Genomic DNA, 15568 nt, shown 5'->3' on the forward strand with positions numbered 1-15568 from the left:
GCGTCAACAGGTTTTTGTTACTGACTGAACCCGTCACCACCGCTGGAAGCCTTGCCACTGCTGGCTCTCCCGCTTCCCGTGCCCCGGCGTCCGGAGCACGAAAGAGCGAGATTCTAGCGAGCCGATCCGCGCCTTGCAAGCGTTATTTTGACAAGCGTATTAACGGTGTTTGAAAACCGGTTTGCGCTTCTCCACGAACGCCGCCATCCCCTCTTTCTGGTCCTCGGTAGCGAAGAGCGAATGGAACAGACGTCGCTCGAAATGCACGCCCTCCGCCAGCGTCGTTTCGTATGCCCGGTTGACCGACTCCTTGACCATCATGATTGCCGGCAACGGAAACTCTGCGATAGTCGCGGCTGCGGCGATCGACTCCTCTATTAGAGAGGCAGCGGAAATAACACGTGACACGAGGCCGGCGCGCTCCGCTTCGGCGGCGTCCATGAAACGCGCCGTCAGACAAAGGTCCATTGCCTTGGCCTTCGACACCGCGCGCGGCAGGCGTTGCGTTCCGCCGGCGCCCGGCATGATGCCGAGTTTGATTTCCGGTTGACCGAACTTTGCGGTGTCGGCGGCGAAGATCATGTCGCACATCATCGCCAACTCGCAGCCTCCACCAAGCGCGAATCCCGCCACCGCCGCAATGATCGGCTTGCGAATGGAGCGCACCGTCTCCCAATTGCGCGTGATGTAGTCGCCCTTATAGACGTCCATATAGGTGTACGTCGACATCATGCCGATGTCGGCGCCGGCGGCGAACGCCTTTTCGCTGCCCGTCACCACGATTGCACCGATGGCGTCGTCGGCATCGAACACGCGCAGCGCCACGCCGAGTTCGTCCATCAAGGCATCGTTCAAAGCGTTCAACGCCTTCGGACGATTCAACGTGACCAAGCCGACCCGTCCCCGCGTCTCAACCAGAATGTTCTCGTAAGCCATGCCACCTCCTTTCTCATGATTAATCGCGCGAGAAAAACGCTTCGCGCGGCCATCTTAATAATGCTAACATTCACCAACCAACCGGTCGGTCGGTCAATTATTCGACAGGCTTTTCCCCAACGTACAGCCAAGCCCTCCGCCATGACACATCCGTTATTCACGAAGCACGAAGACACGTTGCAAAAGGCCCTTGCCGCGATCGAGACGCGCGGCTACTGGAGCCCATTCGTCGAGATGCCCAGTCCGAAAGTGTACGGGGAAACAGCCAACGCGGACGGCGAAGCCGCCTTCAAGGCGCACCTGAACGCCATCTTCGAACTGGATCAACCGTCTACGGGAGAAACCGTTGGAGCCGAAGTGTCGCCGTTCGGACTTCCACTCGGCATCCGTTACCCGAAAGCAGATCCGGACGCGCTGATTGCCGCGGCCGCCACCGCGCAACGCACATGGCGCGCCGCAGGCCCGCAAGCCTGGATCGGCGTATCGCTCGAAATCCTCGCGCGGCTGAATCGCGCCAGCTTCGAAATCGGCTATAGCGTGATGCACACGACCGGCCAGGCCTTCATGATGGCTTTTCAGGCAGGCGGTCCACACGCGCAAGATCGCGCGCTCGAAGCCGTGGTGTACGCGTGGGACCAGTTGCGCCGCATTCCCGCCGACGCCCACTGGGAAAAGCCGCAAGGCAAGAATCCGCCGCTCGCCATGCACAAAAGTTACACCATCGTGCCGCGCGGCACGGGTCTCGTGCTCGGCTGCTGCACGTTCCCAACGTGGAACGGCTATCCGGGACTTTTCGCAGACCTCGCGACAGGCAACGCCGTCATCGTCAAGCCGCACCCGGGCGCGATCCTGCCGCTGGCGATCACCGTGCGGATCGCACGCGACGTTTTGCGCGAAGCCGGTTTCGACCCGAACGTGATCACGCTGCTGGCCACCGCACCGAACGATGGCGCGGCCGTCCAGAGCCTCGCCGTGCGGCCGGAGATCAAACTGATCGACTTTACGGGCAGCACGCAAAACGGCACCTGGCTCGAACGCAACGCACACCAGGCGCAGGTCTACACCGAGAAAGCCGGCGTGAATCAGATCGTGATCGATTCCGTTGACGATATCAAAGCCGCCGCTCGCAACATCGCCTTCTCGCTCGCGCTGTATTCCGGCCAGATGTGCACCGCGCCGCAAAACATTTATGTGCCGCGCGGCGGCATTCGTACCGCTGACGGCACCCTCGCGTTCGACGAAGTCGCTCAGGCCATTGCCGGCGCCGTGCAGAAACTCGTCGCCGACCCGGCCCGCGCTGTCGAACTGCTGGGCGCCATTCAGAATGAAGGCGTCATCCAACGCATCGACGAAGCCAGAAAACTGGGCCGCGTTCTCGCGGAGAGCCAGGCGCTCGCGCATCCGGCTTTTGCGGACGCCCGCGTGCGCACTCCACTCGTACTCCAGCTCGACGCCACGACCGACCGCGCCGAATTCACCAAAGAATGGTTCGGCCCGATCTCCTTCGTGATCGCAACGGACTCGACCGAACAGTCGCTCGACCTGGCCGGCGCAATCGCAGCCGAGCACGGCGCGCTCACGCTCGCCGTATACAGCACGGACGAAGCCGTGCTCGAACAGGCGCACGAGGCATCGATCCGCGGCGGCGTCGCGCTGTCGATCAACCTGACGGGCGGAGTATTCGTCAACCAGTCGGCAGCCTTCTCGGATTTTCATGGCACCGGCGCGAATCCCGCAGCCAACGCCGCGCTCGCCGATGCAGCCTTCGTCGCGAATCGCTTCCGCGTGGTTCAAAGCCGCGTTCATGTTGAACCGGAAGCGGCGCCGGCGGTAGCCGGCTGAAAGTCATAAGACAGAGCGCAGCGTTTCGTCCTATGCCGTTTGGCCGAATGGACCCCGCTGTGTGCTCCAACTAACATGAGACATCGGATCGGCATTGCGCGCCGGTCCTCCCGAGCAGGAACCGATATGAACGACGCCTTTATTTGCGACGCGATCCGCACTCCCATTGGCCGCTACGGCGGCGCCCTCAAAGACATCCGCGCCGACGATCTCGGCGCCGTTCCCATCAAAGCCTTGATGGAGCGCAATCCCGGTGTGGACTGGCGCGCCGTCGATGACGTGATCTACGGATGCGCGAATCAGGCAGGTGAGGACAATCGCAACGTGGCCCGCATGTCCGCACTGCTCGCAGGATTGTCTACCGACGCGCCCGGCGCGACCATCAACCGTCTGTGCGGCTCGGGCATGGACGCCGTCGGCACGGCCGCTCGCGCCATCAAGGCGGGCGAAGCGCGACTGATGATCGCGGGCGGCGTCGAAAGCATGACGCGCGCGCCGTTTGTCATGGGCAAGGCAGCGAGCGCATTCGCGCGTCAAGCCGACATTTATGACACGACAATTGGCTGGCGCTTCGTCAATCCGCTCATGAAGCGCGCCCACGGTGTCGATTCAATGCCGGAAACGGCGGAAAACGTCGCCGTCGAATTTGGAATCAGCCGCGCCGATCAGGACGCGTTCGCGTTGGCCAGTCAGCAAAAGGCGGCCCGCGCGCAACGTGACGGCACGCTGGCGCAGGAAATCGTCGGCGTGGAAGTGGCGCAAAAAAAGGGCGATCCGATTCGCGTGACGCTCGACGAGCATCCGCGCGAAACCTCTCTCGAAAGCCTCGCCAGGCTGAAGGGCGTGGTTCGCGCGGACGGCAGCGTGACCGCCGGCAATGCGTCGGGCGTGAACGACGGCGCTTGCGCGCTCCTGCTCGCGAATCAGGAAGCGGCGGATCAATACGGCTTGCGACGCCGCGCTCGCGTGGTGGGCATGGCGACGGCGGGCGTCGAGCCGCGCATCATGGGCATCGGCCCGGCACCGGCCACGCAAAAACTGTTGAAGCAGCTTGGTATGACGCTCGAACAATTCGACGTCATCGAGTTGAATGAGGCGTTTGCGTCGCAAGGGCTCGCCGTTTTGCGCACGCTGGGTCTGCGCGACGACGACCCGCGTGTCAATCCGAACGGCGGAGCAATCGCGCTCGGCCATCCACTCGGTGCATCCGGTGCCCGCCTTGTCACGACCGCGCTGTATCAACTGGAGCGCAGTAACGGCCGGTTCGCGCTTTGCACGATGTGCATCGGCGTGGGTCAGGGCATTGCGCTCGTCATCGAGCGGCTATAAGCGCGGCTCTGACAGAAGCACTGCAGTCCCGCGAAAGAGACTTTGAGGAGACACCCAATGTCATATGAAGCGATTCGTCTCGACATCGACGCGTCGAGCCGCGTGGCAACCATCACGCTGAACCGCCCGGACAAACTGAACAGCTTCACGCGCGCCATGCATCAGGAGTTGGCGGCAGCGCTCGGCGAAGTGGAAAACGCCGGCGCGCGCGCGCTGGTTCTGACCGGCGCGGGCCGTGGATTCTGCGCGGGACAGGATCTCGCCGACCTCGACTTCACGCCCGGTGCAATGACCGATCTGGGCGATCTGATCGACACGCATTTCAATCCGCTGATCCGCCGCTTGCAAGCGCTGCCGTTGCCGGTGATAGCCGCGGTCAACGGCACGGCTGCAGGTGCCGGCGCCAATCTCGCGCTCGCCTGCGACATCGTGCTTGCGGCTCGCTCGGCCAGCTTCATCCAGGCTTTCGTGAAGATCGGGCTCGTGCCGGATTCGGGCGGCACATGGTTCCTGCCGCAGCGCGTCGGCATGGCGCGCGCGATGGGACTTGCCATGACAGGCGACAAACTCAGCGCCGAAAAAGCCGAAAGCTGGGGCCTCATCTGGCAAGCCGTCGACGATGCCGAACTCGCAACATCCGCGGCCCGACTCGCCGCACAACTCGCGCAGCAGCCAACGCGCGCCCTCGCCGCTATCAAGCAGTCGATGCGCGCCGGCGCGACGCAAACGCTGGATCAGCAACTCGATCTCGAACGCGATCTGCAACGAGCGCTGGGCGCGTCGCACGACTATGCCGAAGGTGTGCAAGCCTTCGTGGAAAAGCGCGCGCCGCGCTTCGAGGGCCGCTGATATGACGACGCCAGCGACCCATTCCGACCAGATGACGCCCGACGAACTCGCCCGCGCGACCGCCGCCGCCATGTATGAGAACGACGCGTGCAGCCGCGCGCTCGGCCTCGAGATTCTCGAAGTGCGCGCCGGCTATGCGCGTCTACGCATGGCCGTGCGCGACGACTTCCTGAACGGCCACCAGATTTGCCATGGCGGTCTGATTTTCACGCTCGCCGATTCCACGTTTGCGTTTGCGTGCAACACGTACAACGTGAACACCGTCGCGTCCGGCTGCTCGATTGAATTCCTGCGCCCGGTGCATCGCGGCGACGTGCTCACCGCGGAGGCGGTCGAGCAGACGTTGAACGGCCGCACGGGAATTTACGATATTCGGGTCGTCAATCGCGCCGGCGAAACCGTCGCGATGTTTCGCGGCAAATCCACTCAGATCAGGGGCCACGTGATCCCGGAACATCCGTCTTACCCGTCTCACACGAGACCGGAGTAGGCCGCGCAACGAGCACTCCACGAGAGAGTCGCGAATCTGACAAGCGGTCAGCCAGGGCAAGCGGTTCACCGCGCAGCGGCAGCCCGTACCTGTCCGGGCGCCGCCGTCCGGAATATCGCGCCAGCGCAAAGCACACTAGATCCAGACATTGAGGCAGCAAGGAGACATTCGATGACTACCGCCCTTCCGCTCGACCCGATCGAGACCGCCAGCCGCGACGAACTTGCCGCGCTCCAGCTTGAACGCCTCAAATGGTCGCTGAACCATGCGTATGAAAATTCGCCGGTGTATCGGCGGAAATTCGACGAGGCCGGCATTCATCCGAGTGAACTGAACACGCTGGCCGACCTCGCGCGCTTCCCGTTCACGACCAAGAAGGATCTGCGCGACAGCTATCCGTTCGGAATGTTCGCCGTGCCGCAGGATCAGATCTCGCGCATTCACGCCTCGTCGGGGACAACGGGCAAGCCGACCGTGGTCGGCTACACCGCTCGCGATATCGACACGTGGGCGAATCTCGTCGCGCGTTCGGTCCGCGCGGCCGGTGCGAAGCGCGGCGACAAAGTTCATGTGAGCTATGGCTACGGCCTCTTTACCGGCGGCCTCGGCGCCCACTACGGCGCGGAACGCGCGGGGCTCACCGTCATTCCGTTCGGCGGCGGCCAGACTGAAAAGCAGGTGCAACTGATTCAGGATTTCCGGCCGGACATCATCATGGTGACGCCTAGCTACATGCTTTCGATTGCCGACGAGTTCGAGCGGCAGGGCATCGATCCGGCGACCTGCTCGCTGCGCCTCGGCATCTTCGGCGCGGAGCCGTGGACCAACGACATGCGCCTGGCGATCGAAAAGCGCATGGGCATCGACGCGGTGGACATCTACGGTCTGTCCGAAGTAATGGGCCCCGGTGTGGCGTCGGAATGCGTTGAGACGAAAGACGGCCCGACCATCTGGGAAGATCATTTCTATCCCGAGATCATCGATCCGGACACCGGCGAGGTCCTTCCGGACGGCGAACTGGGCGAGCTGGTGTTTACATCGCTGACCAAAGAGGCGCTGCCGATTGTTCGCTACCGGACTCGCGACCTCACGCGTCTGCTGCCGGGCACCGCCCGCACCATGCGTCGCATGGAGAAAATCACCGGCCGCTCGGACGACATGATGATCGTGCGGGGCGTCAACGTGTTCCCCACCCAAATCGAGGAACTGCTGCTGAAACAGCGCGCGCTCGCGCCTCACTATCAGATCGTGCTGACCAAGGAAGGCCCGCTCGACGTCTTGACGCTGAACGTCGAGCCGTGTCCGGAAGCCGCGCCGGACACGGCCGCGCTGAACACGGCGAAACAGGCGCTGGCCTATGACATCAAGGCGCTGATCGGCGTGAGCGCAATCGTGAATGTGCTGGCGGTGAATGGGATCGAACGTTCGGTGGGCAAGGCGCGGCGCGTCGTCGACAAGCGCAGGTCGGGACAGTGAGTCGTGTCTCGCGATTGCTGAAGCGATAAAAGCGACAGCGGCGTTCCAACCCGGAACACCGCTGTCGTCGCGTGCGCGCTTAGGGCGCTTAGGGCGCTTGCTTTCAGCCCTTGGCCAGCGTCAGGAATTCGGCAGCAACAACCACATCCGGCCGCCCTGCTTCATTTTGCCGGCAAGATCGCCGGCGTCGTCGCCAAGACCCCAGAAGTAGTCCGCGCGCACGCCGCCCTTGATCGCCGAGCCGGTGTCCTGCGCGAACACGAGACGGTTCATCGGCGAGTTCGTCAGCGGACGCGTGGTCTGCAAGAACACCGGCGTGCCGAGCGGAATGGAAGTCGGATCGACGGCGATCGAGCGCTCCGGCGTCAACGGCACGCCCAACGCGCCGATCGGACCGTCCGCGCCGCCACCGGGCGCACTTTCAGTAGACGGCATCTCGCGGAAAAACACAAAGCGCGGATTTGTATCGAGCAGCGCATCCACGCGGCCGGGGTTCGCGCGCGCCCAGGCCTTGATGCCTTGCATGGTCGCCTGCGCGGGCGTGAGTTCGCCGCGGTCCAGCAGCCACCTTCCAATGGACTTGTACGGCTGATTGTTCGTGCCGCCAAAGCCGAGACGCATCACGCTGCCGTCTTCCATGACGATTCGGCCTGAACCTTGCACTTGCAGGAAGAAGGCTTCGATAGGATCGTCGACCCAGACCAGTTCGTTGCCGTTGAGCACCCCCATGCGCTCCAGTTGCGCTCGCGGCGGCAGCGCCGCGCCCGGGCGGTAACTGGACGGCCAGCGATACAGCGCGGTTTGATACACGCCGTGCCGCGTGCGCGAACCGCGCAGCAGAGGTTCGTAGTAACCGGTGACGAGACCGTCGAGCGTGCCGTCGTTGTTCGCAAACTGGAAAGGCGTGAAATACGCTTCAAAGAAGGCTCGCGCGCTCGTGACGTCTAGATCGTCGAGTTGCGCGGCGGCCGCGCATGCGCGCGCCCAGTTCGGCTGACGCGCGAGCCTCACGCAGTTTTGCCGCAAGGCGGCGGCCGCGCCGATCAGCGAGTCGTCCTGCCAGCCGGGCACCTGCCGCCACGCGACCGGCGTGAGCCGGGTCGCGGCAATCTGGCCAGGTATGATCGCAGCGCCCGTGGGCGGCGACACCGGCCGAACCACGCCGCCGCCGCCGCAGGACGCCAGCATCACCGCAACCGAAAGCGCGCCGAGCCAGGCTCCGGTCGCGCGGACAAAACGCATACAATGTTCGTTCTTGATGGAAACCGCCATGTCTGATCTGTTCGACGAATACCCAATGCTCGTCTTCGCGCTGGAATCGCTTCTAGCGCTGTTCCTGCTCGTCTTCATGGTCGTGTGGACGTCGTCCGGTAAAAGGAAAGCGGCGCGCGCCGATGGTGCAAAAACCCAGAAGCCACAAAAGCCGCTTTGAGGCCGCGCCCGTTTGCACTTTTCACCGCGGCGCTGAACGCTTAAAGACCGCGCTGCGCGCTCCCGGTTTAATGCAACGTACGCGGCATGCGCAATATGAACTCCGGCACTGGCGCTTCGAAACGCTCGCCGTCCTCGGCCACGCAAAAATACTCTCCGCGCATGGTGCCGACCGGTGTGGCAATCACCGCCCAACTCGTATATTCGAACTGCTCGCCGGCTTTGAGGAGCGGCTGGTGCCCCACCACGCCTAAGCCTTTCACTTCCTGCACGGTATTGTCGCTATCGGTGATCACCCAGTGCCGCGCGATCAATTGCGCCGGCACCTGACCGGTGTTGCGAATGGTCAGCGTATAGGCGAACGCGTATTGGCGACGTTCCGGGTCCGACTCATCGGGCAGAAATTGCACCCGCGCCGACACGCTGAATTCGTACTGGCTCATTCTGATTCCAATCTGGTGATACGGGAGGGACACATCGCTGGAAAGCCCGAGCGCCAATGGCTTGCGGGCCGACTGGCGACGCAGCGCCTTGGTTTGGCATTCTGCGTCATGCGCGAGGCGCCCGCAACCGGACATAAGCTTCGGCCTGGCGCGCATCAGGCGTTTTGTCAGCTTCGCGGGCGGAGTTCGGCGCGCGCAGTGCGCATCCATTTTGCCGCCGACGAGCCGCTTCGCCCGCGCGCAAAACGGTAAAATGGCGCTTTCCCGCTTGCATCCGTCCGCCGCCATGACGCAATTCCGCATCGCTCCCAGCATTCTTTCCGCCGACTTCGCCCGCCTCGGCGAAGAAGTCCGCAATGTCGTCGCCGCCGGCGCCGACTGGATTCATTTCGACGTGATGGACAACCACTACGTGCCGAACCTCACCATCGGTCCGCTCGTGTGCGAAGCCATCCGGCCGCACGTGGACGTGCCCATCGACGTGCATCTGATGGTGCGCCCCGTCGACCGCATCGTGCCGGACTTCGCGAAAGCCGGCGCCAATCTGATCAGCTTTCACCCGGAAGGCTCGGACCACATCGACCGCACGCTTTCGCTGATTCGCGATCATGGCTGCAAGGCCGGACTCGTGTTCAACCCGGCCACTTCGCTGAATTACCTCGACCATGTCATGGACAAGCTCGATCTCGTGCTGATCATGTCGGTGAATCCCGGTTTCGGCGGCCAGTCGTTCATTCCCGAAGCGCTCAACAAACTGCGTGAAGCGCGCAAGCGGATCGACGCGTACAAGGAGCGCACCGGCCGCGAGATTCATCTCGAAGTGGACGGCGGCGTGAAAGTCGACAATATCGCGGAAATCGCGGCGGCCGGCGCGGACACCTTCGTGGCCGGTTCGGCGATCTTCGGCCAGCCGGATCACAAGGTCGTGATCGACAAGATGCGCGCCGCGCTCGCCAACATTCGTCACTAAAGTTCAACCCCAGGCTCACGCGCACATGACCGCTCCGTTCCCTGCCCCGACTCTCACTGGCCCGCGCCTGCAAGCCGCGATCATCGACCTCGACGGCACGATGATCGATACCGTCGACGATTTCACGGCCGGCCTGAACGGCATGCTCGCGCAACTCGACGCCATGGAAACCTCGCGCGAAGAAGTGGTCGGCTATGTCGGCAAAGGCTCGGAGCATCTGATTCGCAGCGTGCTGGCGCCGCGCTTCGAAGCGGACCACGCGCAAGATCGTTTCGACGAAGCGCTCGCCATCTATCAGGCCGAATACGCGAAGATCAACGGCCTGCACACGCGCCTTTATCCAGACGTGGAAGCCGGCCTCGCCGCCATGCGCGACGCCGGGCTGAAGCTCGCGTGCGTGACCAACAAGCCGCACCGTTTCGCGGTCGAACTGCTGCAGCAATACGGGCTTGCGCAGTATTTCAGCGTCGTGCTCGGCGGCGACAGCCTGCCGAAAAAGAAGCCCGACCCGCTGCCCATGCTCACGGCCGCGGCGCAACTGGGTGTCGAGCCGCGCGTCACGGTGGCCATCGGCGATTCGGAAAACGATGCGCTGGCGGGCCGCGCGGCGGGCATGGCGACGCTTACCGTGCCGTACGGCTACAACCATGGCCAAGCTATACAAACAATAAAATCCGATGGTATAGTTGCCTCGCTGCTCGACGCCGCCAAGGCGATCGCAGCGCACCAATCCACGACTTGAAAAGTCCTTCATCCTCATGTTTCTGAATAAAAAACGGAGTCTGATTAGCATCGACCGGGGAGCCTGGCCCTGGCGTCGCTGGTCGCGCTAACCTCGCCTGAGGTACGCTGAAGCTCGTCTTCGGCAACCGTTTTTTACTTCGCTGCGCTCACGCGTTTTTCCATCGTTCTGTTTCGCTGCATCGGTTGATTCGGCCTGCGTGTACCCGCAAAGTACCCGTGTGCGCTGAAAGTCCGTGCTTGCGTCGATGGGAAAATCGCGCCGGTCGGTTCATCATCGCAAGAGTCGAACGAACGCCTGACCGGCTGCGCAATGCCCCGCTTTGTCCGACGCACGCTGCCGCCGGACCTACGAACAGGATCGGAACATGACCGAACTCGAATTCCAGTCCCTCGCCAACGAGGGTTTCAACCGCATTCCGCTGATCGCCGAAGCGCTCGCCGACCTCGAAACGCCGCTCTCGCTGTACCTGAAGCTGGCGCAACCCGAGCGCAACGGCGCGAACTCGTTTCTGCTGGAATCGGTGGTGGGCGGCGAGCGTTTTGGCCGCTATTCGTTCATCGGACTGCCGGCGCGCACGCTGCTGCGCACCCGCAACGGCGTGTCGGAAGTGGTGCGCGACGGCAAGGTCGTCGAGACGCACGAAGGCGATCCGCTCGAATTCATCCAGCAATTTCAGGGCCGCTTCAAGGTCGCGCAACGGCCCGGTTTGCCGCGTTTCGCGGGCGGCCTCGCCGGTTATTTCGGTTACGACGCGGTGCGTTACATCGAGAAAAAGCTCGCGCACACGGCACCGAAAGACGATCTGAACCTGCCTGACATCCAGTTGCTGCTGACGGAAGAAGTCGCGGTGATCGACAACCTCGCGGGCAAGCTGTATCTCGTGATCTACGCCGACCCGACGCAGCCCGAGGCGTACACGAAAGCGAAGCAGCGTCTGCGCGAATTGCGTCAGCGGTTGCGCGCGACCGTCGAGCCGCCGGTGACGTCCGCGAGCGTGCGCACCGAGACCTACCGCGAATTCGCCAAAGACGACTACCTGGCCGCCGTGCGCAAGGCGAAGGAATACATCGCCGCCGGCGAGTTGATGCAGGTGCAGGTCGGTCAGCGTCTGACAAAGCCGTACCGCGACAATCCGCTGTCGCTGTATCGCGCGCTGCGCTCGCTGAATCCGTCGCCGTATATGTATTACTACAACTTCGGCGAATTCCACGTGGTCGGTGCGTCGCCGGAAATTCTGGTGCGCCAGGAAAAGCGCGGCGAAGATCGCATCGTCACGATCCGGCCGCTCGCCGGCACGCGTCCGCGCGGCAACACGCCGGAGCGCGACGCCGAACTCGCGACCGAACTGCTGAACGATCCCAAGGAAATCGCCGAACACGTGATGCTGATCGACCTCGCGCGCAACGACGTGGGCCGCATCGCGCAAATCGGCTCGGTGGTCGTGACCGACAAAATGGTGATCGAAAAGTATTCGCACGTGCAGCACATCGTGAGTTCGGTGGAAGGCAAGCTGAAACCCGGCACGACCAATTTCGACGTGCTGCGCGCCACGTTTCCGGCCGGCACGCTGTCGGGCGCGCCGAAAGTCCGCGCCATGGAACTGATCGACGAACTGGAACCCGTGAAGCGCGGCCTCTATGGCGGAGCGGTCGGTTACCTGTCGTTCACCGGCGAAATGGATCTGGCTATCACGATCCGCACCGGCGTGATCGCGAACGGCAATCTGTATGTACAGGCGGCAGCGGGCGTCGTCGCGGATTCGGTGCCGGAATCCGAATGGCAAGAGACCGAGAACAAGGCGCGCGCCGTATTGCGCGCGGCCGAACAGGTTCAAGACGGCCTCGATAGCGACTTCTGACCGGAGACACACCATGCTGCTCATGATCGACAACTACGACTCGTTCACTTACAACCTGGTGCAGTACTTCGGCGAACTCGGCGAAGACGTGCGCACCTACCGGAACGACGAAATCACACTCGACGACATCGCGAAGCTCAACCCGGAGCGCATCTGCCTGTCGCCCGGCCCGAGCAATCCGCAACACGCCGGCATCACGCTAGATGTACTGCGCGAGTTTTCCGGCAAGACGCCGATTCTCGGCGTGTGCCTCGGCCATCAGGCGATCGGCGAAGCATTTGGCGGGCGCGTGGTGCGCGCGCAAACCATCATGCACGGCAAGGTAAGCACGATCGAAACCGATTGCAAAGGCGTGTTCGCGGACTTGCCGAAGCACTTCGTGGTGACGCGCTACCACTCGCTCGCCATCGAGCGCGAATCGCTGCCGGACTGCCTGGAAGTGTCGGCGTGGACCGAAGACGGTGAAATCATGGGCGTGCGTCACAAGGAACTGGCGGTTGAAGGCGTGCAATTCCACCCGGAATCGATCCTGTCCGAACACGGCCACGCGCTGCTCGAAAACTTCGTGAAGCAGTCCAGGGCCGCCAAGGCCACGACGCCCCAACGCAACGCCTGATAAAGAGAGCCGGAATCATGTCGATCACGCCCCAGGAAGCGCTGCAACGGACCATCGAGCACCGCGAAATTTTCCACGACGAAATGCTGCATCTAATGCGGCTCATCATGCGCGGCGAACTCTCGCCCGTTATGGCCGCCGCGATCATCACCGGCTTGCGCGTCAAAAAAGAGACCATCGGCGAAATCACCGCCGCCGCCACGGTGATGCGTGAATTTGCCCGGCACGTCGAGGTGCAGGACAACTCGAACTTCGTCGATATCGTCGGTACTGGCGGCGACGGATCGCACACCTTCAACATTTCCACGGCGACCATGTTCGTCTCGGCCGCGGCCGGCGCGAAAGTCGCGAAGCACGGCAACCGCGGCGTGTCGAGCAAGTCGGGCAGCGCGGACGTGCTCGAAGCGCTCGGCGTCAACATCGACCTGCAGCCGGAACAGGTGGCCGCGTCGATCGCCGAAACCGGCATGGGTTTCATGTTCGCGCCGAACCACCATCCGGCCATGAAGAACATCGCGCCGGTGCGCCGCGAACTCGGCGTGCGGACCATCTTCAACATTCTCGGACCGTTGACGAACCCGGCCGGCGCGCCCAATCAGCTAATGGGCGTATTTCATGCAGATCTGGTCGGCATTCAGGTTCGCGTGATGCAGCGTCTCGGCGCGAAGCACGTGCTGGTGGTGTACGGCATGGACGGCATGGACGAAGTGTCGCTCGGCGCGGCCACGCAAGTGGGCGAACTGCGCGACGGCGAAGTGCACGAGTACGAGATTCATCCGGAAGACTTCGGCATGCAGATGGTGTCGAACCGCACGCTGAAAGTGGCGGACGCCGGCGAGTCGAAAGCGCTGTTGCTCGAAGCGCTCGACAACAAACCAGGCGTCGCGCGCGAAATCGTCACGCTGAATGCGGGCACCGCGTTGTATTCGGCGAACGTCGCGTCGTCGATTGCGGACGGCATTCAGCTTGCGCGCGAAGCCATCGCCAGCGGCCAGGCGCGCGCGAAGGTGGACGAACTCGTGCGCTTCACCCAGCAATTCAAGCACTAATCACGTAGCGAGACAGTTATGAGCGACATTCTCGACCGCATCATCGCGGTCAAACGCGAAGAAGTCCGCGCCGCCGAGCAAAGCGCGCCGCTCGAAGAGTTGCGCCTCGAGGCGTCCTCGCGCGACCTTCGCGATTTCGTCGGCGCGTTGCGCGCGAAGCATGCGGCGGGTCTCGCCGCGGTGATCTCCGAAGTGAAGAAAGCGAGCCCGTCGAAAGGCGTGCTGCGCGAAAACTTCGACCCGGCCGACATCGCGCGTTCGTATGAAAAGTACGGCGCCGCCTGCCTGTCCGTGCTGACGGACGTGCAGTTCTTCCAGGGCGGCGTTGCGTACCTCGAACAGGCGCGCGCCGCGTGCAAGCTGCCGGTACTGCGCAAGGACTTCATCGTCGATCCGTATCAGATTGTCGAAGCACGCGCGATGGGCGCCGACGCGATCCTGCTGATCGCCGCCGCGCTCGACACCTCGGAGATGCAAGACCTCGAAGCGCTCGCCCATTCGCTCGGCCTCGCGGTGCTGGTCGAAGTGCACGACAGCAACGAGCTGAACGAGGCGCTGAAGCTGAACACGCCGCTCATCGGCATTAACAACCGCAATTTGCGCACGTTCGAGACGTCGATCGAAACGACGATCGGCATGCTCGAATCGATCCCGGACGACCGCATCGTCGTGACGGAATCGGGCATTCTGTCCCGCGTCGATGTCGAACGGCTGCGCGCGATGGACGTGCATACGTTCCTCGTCGGCGAGGCGTTCATGCGCGCGCAAGAGCCGGGATTGGAACTTGCGCGCATGTTCTTTCCCGGCGCGGCGTGAAGGCGCGGCGCAGCCATTAGCGGAGCACGACATGGGCATGGAGCGCGAGATCAAGTTGCTGCTGCCGCCCGCGCAGGCCGAAGCGGCGGCGCAGTGGTTCGTCGCGCGCGCCGGCCACGCGGGCCGCGCGATCAGGCTGTCGAACATTTATTTCGACACGCCGCAATTGACGCTGGCCGCGTCGAAAAGCGCGCTGCGCTTGCGGCATACGCCGGACGGCTGGCTGCAAACCTTCAAGACCGTCGGCAACGCGACCGAGGGTTTGCATAACCGGCACGAGTGGGAAATGCCGGTTGCCGGCGAGGCGCTCGAAATCGACGCCTTGCTGCGCGAATGCGACGAGCCTCACGCCGCGCAAGCGCTGCGGGAAGCGGCGCCGCAACTGATCGCACTCTTTCGCACCGATTTCACGCGCACGCTGTGGCAGGTTGTGGTTGATGCTGCAGAAGTCGAAGCCGCGATCGATCAGGGCGATGTGCTCGCCGAAGTGAACAGCGAATTGCGCCGCGCGCCGATCTCGGAGATCGAACTCGAACTGAAATCCGGCGAGGAAGCCGCGCTGCACGCGCTCTCGGCTGAACTTCGCAAGCAGATCGCCGGTCTCGCGCCGGAAAACGTGAGCAAAGCGCAGCGTGGGTATCAGTTGCGGGCGGGCTGATTCGGCGGCGACGAATACGCCACCTCGCGCGCCGCGCCAGCTTGAGTAACACCGCGTTTG

The 15568-nt window shown here is 63.2% G+C and carries 16 protein-coding genes; 13 read left to right on the plus strand and 3 right to left on the minus strand.

The features are described from left to right. Positions 1 to 159: 159 nt before the first annotated feature. Positions 160 to 936 carry an enoyl-CoA hydratase gene (locus tag VOM14_RS25460; RefSeq protein WP_327631531.1) on the minus strand — a complete coding sequence of 259 codons (777 nt, stop codon included), beginning with the start codon at positions 934 to 936 and terminating at the stop codon, positions 160 to 162. A 141-nt stretch (positions 937 to 1077) separates the two neighbouring features. On the opposite strand from VOM14_RS25460, the gene paaN reads away from it, so the two are divergent. From paaN to paaK, 5 genes are all read left to right on the plus strand, one after another. Further along, positions 1078 to 2778, plus strand: coding sequence for a phenylacetic acid degradation protein PaaN (paaN, locus tag VOM14_RS25465; protein ID WP_327631532.1), 1701 nt, complete (start codon positions 1078 to 1080; stop codon positions 2776 to 2778). A gap of 126 nt (positions 2779 to 2904) precedes the next feature. Next, a complete protein-coding gene (pcaF, locus tag VOM14_RS25470) occupies positions 2905 to 4107 on the plus strand; it encodes a 3-oxoadipyl-CoA thiolase (RefSeq protein ID WP_327631533.1) in 1203 nt (400 codons plus the stop codon). A gap of 57 nt (positions 4108 to 4164) precedes the next feature. After that, positions 4165 to 4956, plus strand: a complete 792-nt coding sequence (paaG, locus tag VOM14_RS25475; protein ID WP_327631534.1) for a 2-(1,2-epoxy-1,2-dihydrophenyl)acetyl-CoA isomerase PaaG — start codon at positions 4165 to 4167, stop codon at positions 4954 to 4956. Position 4957: 1 nt separating this feature from the next. Further along, the gene (gene paaI, locus VOM14_RS25480; RefSeq protein ID WP_327631535.1) at positions 4958 to 5446 is read left to right on the plus strand and encodes a hydroxyphenylacetyl-CoA thioesterase PaaI; all 489 of its coding nucleotides are present in this window, start codon (positions 4958 to 4960) and stop codon (positions 5444 to 5446) included. 171 nt (positions 5447 to 5617) lie between these two features. Then, positions 5618 to 6922: a phenylacetate--CoA ligase PaaK gene (gene paaK, locus VOM14_RS25485; protein ID WP_327631536.1), complete on the plus strand. Its 1305-nt coding sequence runs from the start codon at positions 5618 to 5620 to the stop codon at positions 6920 to 6922. Between the two features lie 120 nt (positions 6923 to 7042). Here the strand turns inward: paaK and mltA are convergent, their stop codons facing one another. After that, positions 7043 to 8164 (minus strand): murein transglycosylase A, encoded by a 1122-nt coding sequence (mltA, locus tag VOM14_RS25490; RefSeq protein WP_327631537.1) that lies wholly within the window; start codon positions 8162 to 8164, stop codon positions 7043 to 7045. A gap of 28 nt (positions 8165 to 8192) precedes the next feature. On the opposite strand from mltA, the gene VOM14_RS25495 reads away from it, so the two are divergent. Further along, on the plus strand, positions 8193 to 8354 hold the full coding sequence (locus VOM14_RS25495; RefSeq protein ID WP_327631538.1) for a hypothetical protein: 162 nt from the start codon (positions 8193 to 8195) through the stop codon (positions 8352 to 8354). Between the two features lie 67 nt (positions 8355 to 8421). Here the strand turns inward: VOM14_RS25495 and apaG are convergent, their stop codons facing one another. Beyond that, positions 8422 to 8796 carry a Co2+/Mg2+ efflux protein ApaG gene (apaG, locus tag VOM14_RS25500; RefSeq protein ID WP_327631659.1) on the minus strand — a complete coding sequence of 125 codons (375 nt, stop codon included), beginning with the start codon at positions 8794 to 8796 and terminating at the stop codon, positions 8422 to 8424. A gap of 286 nt (positions 8797 to 9082) precedes the next feature. On the opposite strand from apaG, the gene rpe reads away from it, so the two are divergent. From rpe to VOM14_RS25535, 7 genes are all read left to right on the plus strand, one after another. Next, the gene (rpe, locus tag VOM14_RS25505) at positions 9083 to 9766 is read left to right on the plus strand and encodes a ribulose-phosphate 3-epimerase (RefSeq protein ID WP_327631539.1); all 684 of its coding nucleotides are present in this window, start codon (positions 9083 to 9085) and stop codon (positions 9764 to 9766) included. Between the two features lie 25 nt (positions 9767 to 9791). Then, positions 9792 to 10508 (plus strand): phosphoglycolate phosphatase, encoded by a 717-nt coding sequence (locus VOM14_RS25510; protein ID WP_327631540.1) that lies wholly within the window; start codon positions 9792 to 9794, stop codon positions 10506 to 10508. 367 nt (positions 10509 to 10875) lie between these two features. Then, the gene (gene trpE, locus VOM14_RS25515; RefSeq protein WP_327631541.1) at positions 10876 to 12369 is read left to right on the plus strand and encodes an anthranilate synthase component I; all 1494 of its coding nucleotides are present in this window, start codon (positions 10876 to 10878) and stop codon (positions 12367 to 12369) included. Between the two features lie 13 nt (positions 12370 to 12382). Next, on the plus strand, positions 12383 to 12985 hold the full coding sequence (locus VOM14_RS25520; RefSeq protein ID WP_327631542.1) for an aminodeoxychorismate/anthranilate synthase component II: 603 nt from the start codon (positions 12383 to 12385) through the stop codon (positions 12983 to 12985). A gap of 17 nt (positions 12986 to 13002) precedes the next feature. Further along, a complete protein-coding gene (gene trpD, locus VOM14_RS25525; protein ID WP_327631543.1) occupies positions 13003 to 14034 on the plus strand; it encodes an anthranilate phosphoribosyltransferase in 1032 nt (343 codons plus the stop codon). 18 nt (positions 14035 to 14052) lie between these two features. After that, positions 14053 to 14850: an indole-3-glycerol phosphate synthase TrpC gene (trpC, locus tag VOM14_RS25530; RefSeq protein WP_327631544.1), complete on the plus strand. Its 798-nt coding sequence runs from the start codon at positions 14053 to 14055 to the stop codon at positions 14848 to 14850. A 31-nt stretch (positions 14851 to 14881) separates the two neighbouring features. Then, positions 14882 to 15508: a CYTH domain-containing protein gene (locus tag VOM14_RS25535; protein ID WP_327631545.1), complete on the plus strand. Its 627-nt coding sequence runs from the start codon at positions 14882 to 14884 to the stop codon at positions 15506 to 15508. The last annotated feature ends 60 nt before the right edge of the window (positions 15509 to 15568 follow it).

It is taken from the genome of Paraburkholderia sp. MPAMCS5, from assembly GCF_036016995.1.
Lineage (GTDB): Bacteria > Pseudomonadota > Gammaproteobacteria > Burkholderiales > Burkholderiaceae > Paraburkholderia.

What these genes read in the sequence shown, in the direction of transcription:
- VOM14_RS25460 (WP_327631531.1), bottom strand. Translation starts at nt 936, where the DNA reads ATGGCTTACGAGAACATTCTGGTTGAGACGCGGGGACGGGTCGGCTTG.
- paaN (WP_327631532.1), top strand. Translation starts at nt 1,078, where the DNA reads ATGACACATCCGTTATTCACGAAGCACGAAGACACGTTGCAAAAGGCC.
- pcaF (WP_327631533.1), top strand. Translation starts at nt 2,905, where the DNA reads ATGAACGACGCCTTTATTTGCGACGCGATCCGCACTCCCATTGGCCGC.
- paaG (WP_327631534.1), top strand. Translation starts at nt 4,165, where the DNA reads ATGTCATATGAAGCGATTCGTCTCGACATCGACGCGTCGAGCCGCGTG.
- paaI (WP_327631535.1), top strand. Translation starts at nt 4,958, where the DNA reads ATGACGACGCCAGCGACCCATTCCGACCAGATGACGCCCGACGAACTC.
- paaK (WP_327631536.1), top strand. Translation starts at nt 5,618, where the DNA reads ATGACTACCGCCCTTCCGCTCGACCCGATCGAGACCGCCAGCCGCGAC.
- mltA (WP_327631537.1), bottom strand. Translation starts at nt 8,164, where the DNA reads ATGCGTTTTGTCCGCGCGACCGGAGCCTGGCTCGGCGCGCTTTCGGTT.
- VOM14_RS25495 (WP_327631538.1), top strand. Translation starts at nt 8,193, where the DNA reads ATGTCTGATCTGTTCGACGAATACCCAATGCTCGTCTTCGCGCTGGAA.
- apaG (WP_327631659.1), bottom strand. Translation starts at nt 8,796, where the DNA reads ATGAGCCAGTACGAATTCAGCGTGTCGGCGCGGGTGCAATTTCTGCCC.
- rpe (WP_327631539.1), top strand. Translation starts at nt 9,083, where the DNA reads ATGACGCAATTCCGCATCGCTCCCAGCATTCTTTCCGCCGACTTCGCC.
- VOM14_RS25510 (WP_327631540.1), top strand. Translation starts at nt 9,792, where the DNA reads ATGACCGCTCCGTTCCCTGCCCCGACTCTCACTGGCCCGCGCCTGCAA.
- trpE (WP_327631541.1), top strand. Translation starts at nt 10,876, where the DNA reads ATGACCGAACTCGAATTCCAGTCCCTCGCCAACGAGGGTTTCAACCGC.
- VOM14_RS25520 (WP_327631542.1), top strand. Translation starts at nt 12,383, where the DNA reads ATGCTGCTCATGATCGACAACTACGACTCGTTCACTTACAACCTGGTG.
- trpD (WP_327631543.1), top strand. Translation starts at nt 13,003, where the DNA reads ATGTCGATCACGCCCCAGGAAGCGCTGCAACGGACCATCGAGCACCGC.
- trpC (WP_327631544.1), top strand. Translation starts at nt 14,053, where the DNA reads ATGAGCGACATTCTCGACCGCATCATCGCGGTCAAACGCGAAGAAGTC.
- VOM14_RS25535 (WP_327631545.1), top strand. Translation starts at nt 14,882, where the DNA reads ATGGGCATGGAGCGCGAGATCAAGTTGCTGCTGCCGCCCGCGCAGGCC.